Source organism: Thermogutta sp., assembly GCF_014359955.1.
Classification (GTDB): domain Bacteria; phylum Planctomycetota; class Planctomycetia; order Pirellulales; family Thermoguttaceae; genus Thermogutta.
In genome coordinates, this window is the sequence record NZ_JACIYL010000098.1 from 1 (window position 1) to 9345 (window position 9345).

Annotated in this window: 9 protein-coding genes; 1 reads left to right on the forward strand and 8 read right to left on the reverse strand. The window is 59.3% G+C overall.

Features of this window, described 5'->3' with window-relative positions; all coding sequences use genetic code 11:
* Positions 1-1601, forward strand: a 1601-nt coding sequence (locus H5U08_RS04905) for a trypsin-like peptidase domain-containing protein (protein WP_297030861.1), incomplete at its 5' end; no start/stop codon positions are given.
* Positions 1602-1614: 13 nt separating this feature from the next.
* On the opposite strand, the gene H5U08_RS04910 is transcribed toward H5U08_RS04905, so the two are convergent.
* The 8 genes from H5U08_RS04910 to H5U08_RS04945 form a co-directional block, all read right to left on the reverse strand.
* On the reverse strand, positions 1615-2154 hold the full coding sequence (locus H5U08_RS04910; protein ID WP_297030863.1) for a hypothetical protein: 540 nt from the start codon (positions 2152-2154) through the stop codon (positions 1615-1617).
* A 473-nt stretch (positions 2155-2627) separates the two neighbouring features.
* Entirely contained in the window at positions 2628-3497 is an 870-nt protein-coding gene (locus tag H5U08_RS04915; RefSeq protein WP_297030864.1) for a hypothetical protein, read from the reverse strand.
* Between the two features lie 255 nt (positions 3498-3752).
* Entirely contained in the window at positions 3753-5051 is a 1299-nt protein-coding gene (locus tag H5U08_RS04920) for a pyridoxal phosphate-dependent aminotransferase family protein (protein ID WP_297030865.1), read from the reverse strand.
* Positions 5052-5508: 457 nt separating this feature from the next.
* Complete coding sequence (locus H5U08_RS04925; protein ID WP_297030866.1) at positions 5509-5826, reverse strand: metal-sulfur cluster assembly factor; 318 nt, start codon at positions 5824-5826, stop codon at positions 5509-5511.
* Positions 5827-5843: 17 nt separating this feature from the next.
* Positions 5844-6164, reverse strand: coding sequence for a non-heme iron oxygenase ferredoxin subunit (locus tag H5U08_RS04930; RefSeq protein ID WP_297030869.1), 321 nt, complete (start codon positions 6162-6164; stop codon positions 5844-5846).
* A gap of 149 nt (positions 6165-6313) precedes the next feature.
* A complete protein-coding gene (sufD, locus tag H5U08_RS04935; RefSeq protein WP_297030872.1) occupies positions 6314-7642 on the reverse strand; it encodes a Fe-S cluster assembly protein SufD in 1329 nt (442 codons plus the stop codon).
* A gap of 61 nt (positions 7643-7703) precedes the next feature.
* Positions 7704-9101 carry a Fe-S cluster assembly protein SufB gene (sufB, locus tag H5U08_RS04940; RefSeq protein ID WP_297030873.1) on the reverse strand — a complete coding sequence of 466 codons (1398 nt, stop codon included), beginning with the start codon at positions 9099-9101 and terminating at the stop codon, positions 7704-7706.
* Positions 9102-9173: 72 nt separating this feature from the next.
* A complete protein-coding gene (locus H5U08_RS04945; protein WP_297030876.1) occupies positions 9174-9314 on the reverse strand; it encodes a hypothetical protein in 141 nt (46 codons plus the stop codon).
* Positions 9315-9345: the final 31 nt, after the last annotated feature.

The following is a 9345-nucleotide window of genomic DNA, read 5'->3' on the forward strand; positions in this document are numbered from 1 at the left end:
CTCTTCCTCCCCGCCCGGTCCAATCTGCCCCGCCACCCCCTGCTGCAGTGACGGCACGCACCTCCCCACCGGGTTCGAGCGCGCTTCAGCAGCCGCTCGTGGCCCAGGTGATTTACGCCGCCCCTATGCCGCCCCAGGTATCCCACCGGAAGCAGCGTCAAGCATGGTGGTGGATAGCGGGCATTGCCTTGTTTGTCATCGTGGTCGGCGGTTTTCTGGGCGGAATCGTGATTTTGGCGATGCGCTCAGGAAATCTCGCGTCGGCGACAGGATCTTCCCAGGTGGATGACCAGCAGCCGGTTCCACAGGTTTTGCAAGCCCAGCAGGACGGTAACCGTTTCGCCCTCAATGACAATCGTTCACAACCGCCCCGACCGCAACCGCCGGGGGAATCGACGCCGCCTCAGCCGCAAAATGTGGCGGCGGCCCATTCCGAACCGGCGGCCGCCCAGTCGGCTGCTCCCCTAGCCGGCGGCGCAAATGAGGAGCCCATCGGCCCGCAACCCTGGTTGGAGAGGGTGCAAAACGCGTGCGTGGTGATCATCGCCCAGGATTTCAGCGGGAACGGTTCGCTGGGAAGCGGGTTTTTCGTGGAATCGTCGCATCCCTGGCCCATCGTGGTGACCAACTACCATGTCGTGGAAGGTGCATCGCAGATCGTGGTCAAGTTGCGATCGGGCGAAATGTATCCCATCGCGCGCGGAGCGATTTTTCCGCGATGTGATCTGGCTTTCCTGGCCGTGGAAGGTCTCGCCAAACCCCCGGCCACGCTCTCCCTCCGTCCGGACTTTCCCAAACTGACCGAAACGGTGTACGCCTACGGCGCTCCTCAGGGATTGGAAGCTACGATCACCAGGGGAATCGTCAGCTCCATTCGCCGGACGAGTGAGATTGAGTTTCTCTCCGAGAAGTATGACGAAATTCCCTGGATCCAGACGGATGCCGCCGTCAATCCGGGGAATAGCGGGGGACCGCTGGTGGATACCGCCGGTCGTGTGATTGGGGTCAACACACTCAAACGGGGAGAATCGGAAAATCTTAACTTCGCCGTCTCCGCGGTGGAGGTCGCCTCTCGCTTGAAAAGTGCCCGGGTGAGCAACCTTTCTGCCCAGGGCCCGATCGCAAAAGGTGACGCCACAAATGGCGGAGCGGAGGCCAATCCGTGGGTCCCCACGGTCGTTTATTGGCTTGCTCTCAAAGCGGCGGCGGAAGCGGCCCGTGCTGACGTAAAGCAGGTGGACGCCATTATCAACAATCCCATGGCGTCACCATTGCAAAAGCTTCTCGTCCTTCGGGCTTGGGCGGATTCGCTGGCAGGGGGCGCTGCGATGGTTATCAGTCTCCCTACAGAGAACGTCGATCGTGCGGCAGTGGTCGCCGGGCAGTCGCTGGCCGCCTTCTTTGATGAGTGTTCCAAGGCCATCCATCAAAGCCTGGCGGTTCTGGGAGAATCGCCAAATCCTCGAATCGCACAAGCCCGGATCAGCCAGATTTTGGGCGAGTCTGCTGCCAAAACCGCCGTCATTGTCGGCATTATGGAAGGAGCGCGAGCGGATCTTTCGCAGAGAAGCGGCCTGCCGTTTCCGTCCATTCTTGAATAACCCAGCGGGCCGGTTAAACAATTTCGTCCAAATTGACTGCCGGCGAGGCAGCCGGTAGACCGGTGGCCGTATTCTGTCGGGCGGTGGCCACTTTTTCCAGCCACTGGAGCCGCTTCTCCCAGGCCGCTCGCAGTTCTGGAAGCGTTCCATCCGGGGTCTCATCACCCCAGAGTTCCAGTCGCCGCAGCCGTTGCCGATAAAAGCTGAGCAGATCGACGGCCTCGTCGGGCTCCACACCCGCCTCACTCAAGTCCATGCGGATTTTGGCCAGTTCATGGAACTCGGCATCGCTGACCAGTCCCGCATCCCGCATTTTCTCCAGCATCTCTGAAAACTGCCGGGGCGTGATGTGCGTCACATCGTAACTTTCGAGAATGCTGCGCACGAGAGAAAGCCGCCCTTCGTCTCCCGACAGCAGGCCGGCAAGAAGTGCGCTGGTGGAATTTTTTTCGGGACTCTGCCCCGTTTGCGCAGCTTCTGTTTGTCCCGTGCGCGATGAAGGTCCCAATCCACCGGTCAGCAAGCCGCGAATGAGAAGTCCTGGAATCTGCATGATGTGTCACTTCCTTGTGCTTGGTTGATTTGGTCCACTCTCCAGCCGGAGGACAGGCGGCCACCCGACCACACGTGCAGGATTTCACCTGCGGCACCTGCTGGGAAAGCAGGACGGGCTGGCATAATCGCCGGATAGCCCCGCCGCACAACTCCTGGAAGCGACCACTCTGCAAAAGCCGCGCCGAGAGCTCTCTCAACTTCCGCAACCCGCGTCAAAGGTTGCGCGACGACTCCCCACCGAGCCAGTAGGCGCGAATATGGAAAAGCGTGAGACCAAAAGCCATAATTTGAGCAATTTGGACAACTCCCTGTGCGGTGCAGTCAGCCGGGAAGAGACGGCTTCCGGCCAGCATCGGAAGTATTTCTCATCCCGGAATCATGGCCGCGGTCGGCGAAGGTTGCCGCTCGTTCGGCAAGTTCTGCGCGTTTTCCTGCTGGGAAAAATTGCCGAAGGGTTCTGACGGCGGAAAATCACAGGGTTTTACCAGACAGATCCGGGACGGGGCCCTCGGGAACAATCGACAGCCCATCGGATGCTCGCAGCGATAGGCGATACCGCGTCCCCGGAGCGGCCTGGATGTACACAGCCTCTCCATGGGCGGCGCGGATACCGGCTTCGCGGGCCTTGGCTTCGTTTTTGGCAAACTCCCAGAATTGTGCCCACAATTCCCGCTCAAAATCGGACTTCACCTGACCGGTACGATAGACAGCCGGCTGATCGTTTTCGCGGTCGATGCGGACCCCGTTGTCCGGGGCCTGGGAGTTGCCAAAGATGCGCTGAAACAGGCAGAGAGAGGCTGCCCGCAGCGGATCCCCCTGCTCCACGAAGTGGTCGGCGAATTTGACCACCAGGGCATCCACGTACACTTTATCTCCGAGGACGGTGAACGTGCGCGGGGGCTCCACGGGATGGCCGTCGTCGTCCACCTCCACAAATCGCACCGTCGTCTTCACGAGTTGCCCTGTCTCATCCTTCTCCTGGGAAAGCACGTCCAGAAACGCGACCCGCCGGTCCACCTTGAGAAGCTGAATCGCCGTATTGAGCCGCTGAATTTCTTTCTCTTTCTTCTGTAGTTCCTCGCGGGCGGATTGCAGGTCGGAAGAGAGTTGCGCGATCTGTGTTTCTTTCTGTGCCAGATCCGCCTGCTTGGCCTGTAACTCGACCGTCAATCGGGCCACCTCGGATTCCTTTTCTGCCAGCTTTTTCTGGACCTCTTCCTGAGCGTGACGGGAACGCTCATAGAGCGTGTAGCCAAAATACAGACCTCCACCCAGCACCGCGAGCAGGGCCAGGCTTACCAATGATGCCAGGATTGTCCGAACTGCTTCCAGAAGTTTCATGGTGTCTTTCTTATCGCTCCCAAAACCCGCGTGCCGATTCCGGTGAGAACGGGCTCACCAATTGTTTGCCTTTCGCACGTTTCCGGCGGCGATTCTCGAGGGAAAGTCCCCCAGGAATCATAGCATCTGGAGTGGGTTTGGGCAGGGGTGGAAATGGGGAACGCCCAGGAGCGCGAGCACCGCCCGGGGTGGTAGCTCTTACCCCCGGGACCTTCTCTCGCTATCAACGAAGCGATCCCCTCCCGGATCAGTCTGTCAAATTACCGGCATGAGGCTGCCCAGCGCGAGGGCCGATTCAATCGCCGTGAGACTATTGACCAGATAATCGATGTCTTGCGGCTCATGGAGTGCCGTGGGGACCAGCCGTAGGAGAGAAGTCCCCATTTTCACGGCGGGATAGGTGGCTGGGGCTCCCCAGATGCCGAATTTCTCCCGGAGTTGGTAAGCCCAGTAGAGGGCCCTTGTGCCTTCAGCGAGTACCGGGGTGATTGGTGATTGGGTCTCTCCCAGTCGAAAGCCGGCGTTGCGGAGCCTTTCTTGAAGGTGTCTCGTGTTTTGCCACAGTTTTGCTCGGCGGTCGTCGGCTTTTTCCAGAAGTTCCAGGGCCACGCTTGTGGCCTCGGTGACCACCAACGGTAGGGCCTTGGTGAAGATGTAGGTCGGGGCATGGTACCGGAGATAGGTGATCACCTCGTACGGGCCGGCGACGAAACCACCGATGGTGCCGAATGCCTTGCTGAATGTCCCCAGGTGGAGGTCCACTTCCTCCTGCACACCGAAGTGGAAGGGTGTTCCCCGACCCTGCGGGCCAAACACGCCGTTGCCGTGGGCATCGTCAACCAGCAGGCGAAAACCGTAGCGGCGGCGAAGATCCACGAGATCGGGAAGCGGCGCCACGTCCCCCTGCATGCTGTACACGCCGTCCACCACCACAACGCGACCACCCCGGGTCTGGGTTCGCTGGAGTAACGTTTCCAGATGGTTGGCGTCGTTGTGCCGAAAAACGCGGATGGTGGCGGCGGACGCCCTGGCCCCAAACTTGAGGGTGGCATGCGCAAACTCATCGATGAAAAGGACATCTTCAGGACCGCAAAGGGCCGCCAGGGTGCCCATCATGGCCAGCGCACCGGCCGAAAAAACGATGGCCGCCTGCGTCTGTTTGAATCGCGCGAGTTTATCTTCCAGCTCCAGGTGATGGGCCACAGTCCCCGTGAGCAGGCGCGACCCCATGGGCAATCCGATTCCGTATTCGGCCGCCACCTCTGCCGCCCGTTGCCGCACCGCCGGATGACTCGCCAAACCCAAATAGTCGTTGGAACCAAACTGGAGAATCCGTCTCCCGTCCACTTCCATCCAGGGGCCAGAATTGGCGGGAGGAGAAATGGCCGTGTAAACGGCCTCCGCCAGTTCGCGGTCGTCCATTTTGTCCTCCGTTCCCGCGAACGGATTCTCCAGGAACCGATAGCACTTTTGGAAGACGTCAGACACGTCAAATCCCCTTTGACCCGTGGAATCCCTGTACTCGCGGAATTCACCTTGCTTGGTCGAAATCATGGTCGTACCGCCACATTCACTATAGTGCAAGGAGCACCAAAATTCCACATTTTGTTCTAATGAACCATTTTTCTTATTTTGACAGGCACACGTTGCCGCCGGCCTGTATTACGTGTTTGGTGCACCCACGCAGACGGCGCGAGTCATACAATCGATTCCATTTGTTAGAATCGGCTGGAAATCCGTGGATTAAGTGCTCTATTTCCTAAAGACGTACGGGCAGGGTCACAGGATACGAGTCAATTACTGGAGGCTGAGAGAAGGCGTGGGAAGAGCCTGGCGAAGGCGATTCGCCCAGTAGCGCAAGGCTGCGGTGCCACGATACCGCGTTTCGACAGAAACCTTCCAGGCGTTTTGCGGGTGCGGACTTGAGATTAAGATCAGTTCGTTGGAAAAGGGGACTCCGAGGATTGCCAATCGCCCATGAGTGAGGCCTCGCGGCAGCATTCAAGAAACATCAATAGAATCCCAGCTCTTCGCGGGCTTCCTCGGACATGCGGTCGGGCGTCCAGGGCGGGCTCAAGACGACCTCCACGGTCACTTCGCCCACCTCCTCCCCGAGTTGTCTGAGCACGTCCTTAACATCCTGAACCATTTGCGGCCCGGAGGGGCATGCGGGGCTGGTCATCGTCATCTTCACGTGGATGTTCGATTTGCCGTTTTCCTCGGTGACCAGCACCTCGTAGATGAGCCCGAGGTTAACCAGATCAATCCCAATCTCGGGATCGCGCACCTGCTTGAGGGCTTCCCAGACGGTCTCTTCACGGATTGCCACGCCAGGTCCTCCACCAGTCAGGCCGATTCGTTCACTTCGATATACACATCCTCTCCCTGCACGACAACCTTGTGGGCGGTCACGCCCTTGACCGCCGGCATGGTTTTCGCATGACCCGTGCGGATGTCAAATTGGGCCCCGTGTCGCGGACAGATGATGGTGTAGCCCCGGAGCTCACCTTCGGCCAGCGGACCACCATCGTGGGTACACACATCGTCAATGGCCCAGAATGTCCCCGAGACGTGGAAAACGGCGATCATCCGACCGTTGACGTCGAACACCGCCTTGCCCGGATCGGGCAGATCGGAGACACGACACACTTTGACCAGCTCACCCATTCACGCGTCCTTTCGGAGTCAAAACTGCTATTACTTATCCCTCTTGTGTCCGCCTTCTCAACGGTCATTCGTCCCCCGCAGGACTGCCTCCAACGAGAAATCCGCCTGGGGGAAGACGGTGTGAGCGTGCTCGGCAGGTGGGAGCCGCTTCAATCGCGGCTCCGGTATTCGCGCACCCGTTGCTGAATGATATCCCCCAGGGCCTCCCGCACACTATCGATTGTGATACGGTCCAGCACCTGCTGGAAAAATCCCGTGACGACCAGGCGAGTTGCTTCCCGCCGGGTAAGCCCGCGGGTTTGTGCATAGAAGATTTCTTCCTCGTCCACGCGTCCGGCGGTGGCTCCGTGGGTACAGCGGACATCGTCCGCCAGAATCTCCAGTCCCGGAATGCAGTCCACCCGGGCAGTGTCGCTCAGCATGAGGTTATCGTTGCGCTGATACCCGTCCGAGCGAATGGCTCCCGGCTCCACCCGAATCATCCCCCGCCATACCAGGTGGGCATGGTCCTGGAGCGCTCCTTTGTACAGCAGGTCGCTTTTGGTCTGGGCCGTTTGGTGGTCCTGACGGGTATGGTAGGCCAGATGCTGCCGATCCTCGGCGAACATCACGCCGTTGACGATCGCTTCACTCTCCGGGCCATTGAGCACGACCTCCTGGTTGACCTTGGCCAGCCGGCCGCCGAGCGCCCCGAGGGTCCACTCCATGAACGCCCGTTCCGCCACCTCGGCCTTCTGCCTCGCAAAGTGGAAGGTTTTCTGGTTCCAGTTCTGAAAATTGACGTATCGCAATCTGGCCCCCGGCCGAACGAAAATCTCAATTCCTCCGCAGAAAAGGCCGTCTGCCGCGGGATCCAGGCTGGTGGTTTCGGTAACCACGGTGGCCTCGGCCTCTTCATCGACGACGATGAGCGTGTGGCCGACGTCGGCCTGGTTGGAGGCCAGGGCCGCCACGTGAAGGATTGGCTTCTCCACTTTCAGGCCGCGAGGGACGTAGATGAAGGTTCCCCCGGTCCAGAAAGCGGCATGGAGCGCGGAGAATTTGTCCGCACGCCAATCGAACAGAGTCCACAGGTGCTGGCGGATCAATTCCTCATGCGGCCCTGAGAGGGAATCCTCGAGACACTCAACGACCAAGCCCTTCCGAACGAGGTCGTCTTCCAGACTGCTGGAAATTTTGCGACCGTTGAGGGTCACAATCCGTCCGGCGGTTTCCAGACGCGGAGCAAGCGCCGACGGGATTTCGGGCAGAGGATCCGGAACCGGGGCCCAGCAGACGAAGTTTTCCAGACGGAAGATTCGCAGCTCTGTCCTCCGCCATTCTTCCATGCTGCGATTGGGCCAGGGGAGCTCCTGAAACGTCTGGAACGCCTGGGACCGGAACTCCCGGGACCACTCGGGCTGAGGGCGCGGCAGGATGACGTTCTGAAAACCCTCTGCGGTGAAATGCAAATCCTGTTTTAAATCGGGAAGAACCATAGCACTCGTGGAATCACAAAGGGAAATCTGACAGCTCACTGCAACAATGCTCGCCCGTCGCTCAGCCCACACTTCCCTCCATTTGCAGCGCGATCAGGCGATTCATTTCCACGGCGTATTCCATGGGAAGCTCTTTTACGAGCGGTTCAATGAAGCCCGCCACAATCATGGTGCTGGCTTCCGATTCGGTAAGACCCCGGCTGCACAGATAGAAGAGTTGCTCTTCCCCGATCTTGGAGACGCTCGCCTCGTGGCCGATCATGACGTCCTGTTCTTCCAGCTCGATATACGGATAGGTGTCGCTTCGGCTGTACGGATCGAGGATCAAAGCGTCGCACACGACATTGGACTTGGACTTTTTGGCGCCCCGCTCGATCTTGACAAGTCCGCGATAGCTGGAACGGCCACCGGCTTTCGAAATCGATTTGGAAACGATACGGCTGGACGTGTACGGCGCTGCGTGGATGACCTTGGATCCGGCATCCTGGTGCTGGCCCTTGCCGGCAAACGCCACCGAGAGGATTTCCGCCCGGGCACCGGGCTCCACCATGTACACGGCCGGATATTTCATGGTCAGTCGGCTTCCCAGATTGCCATCCACCCATTCCACGAGGGCATCGCCGTAGGCCACGGCGCGTTTGGTCACCAGGTTGTAGATGTTGTTGGCCCAGTTCTGGATGGTGGTGTATCGGACGCGTGCTCCCCGCTTGGCGATCACTTCCACCACTGCGGCGTGCAGACTCTCCGAGCTGTACATGGGAGCGGTGCACCCTTCCACATAATGGCAGGAAGCCCCTTCATCGACAATGATGAGCGTTCGCTCGAACTGACCCATCTGCGCTGCGTTGATGCGGAAATAGGCCTGGAGCGGATACTCGACGTGGACTCCCGGCGGGACATAGATGAAGGACCCACCGGACCACACCGCCGAGTTCAACGCGGCAAACTTGTTGTCCGTGGGCGGGATGACCGTCCCGAAATACTCGCGGACCAGGTCCGGATACTCGCGGACGGCCGTATCCATGTCGGTGAAGATCACGCCCCGCTTGGCGAGGTCTTCCCGCAAAGAGCCGTACACGACTTCGCTTTCGTACTGGGCCTTGACCCCTGCGAGGAATTTCTTCTCCGCCTCGGGAATACCCAGCCGATCAAACGTCTTCTTGATTTCTTCCGGCAATTCCTCCCAGGAATGGCCCTGACGCTCGGTCGGTTTGATGTAGTAGTAGATATCCTGGAAGTTCACATCGATGTGGCCGCCCCAGGTTGGCATGGGCTTCGATTCGAAGATCTCCAGCGCTTTGAGGCGAAATTCGCGCATCCACTGGGGTTCGTTCTTGATGGCGGAGATCTCCGCGACAATGTCGCGGTCGAGCCCCTTCCGGGCACGGTAAACATATCGCTCTTCGGCGCGGAAATCGTATTTATTGATTTCGCCGATGACGTCCACTTTGCTAGCCATAATATTTTCCTCCACATCAGGAGAGTTGGCAGCTTTCTTCGATTTCTGTCTCGATGATAGCCCGGCGCCTGCTCAAACGGCCTCTTTGCCCGCCATGGCGGCTTCTTCGGCGGCGATTTCTGGATATTTTTCGCGAAGCTGATCATACCCTTCGCGATGGAGTTTTTCCGCCAGCTCGGGGCCACCCGTCTCGACAATCCGGCCGGCCAGCATGACATGCGTGTAGTCCGGCGGATTGTGTTAG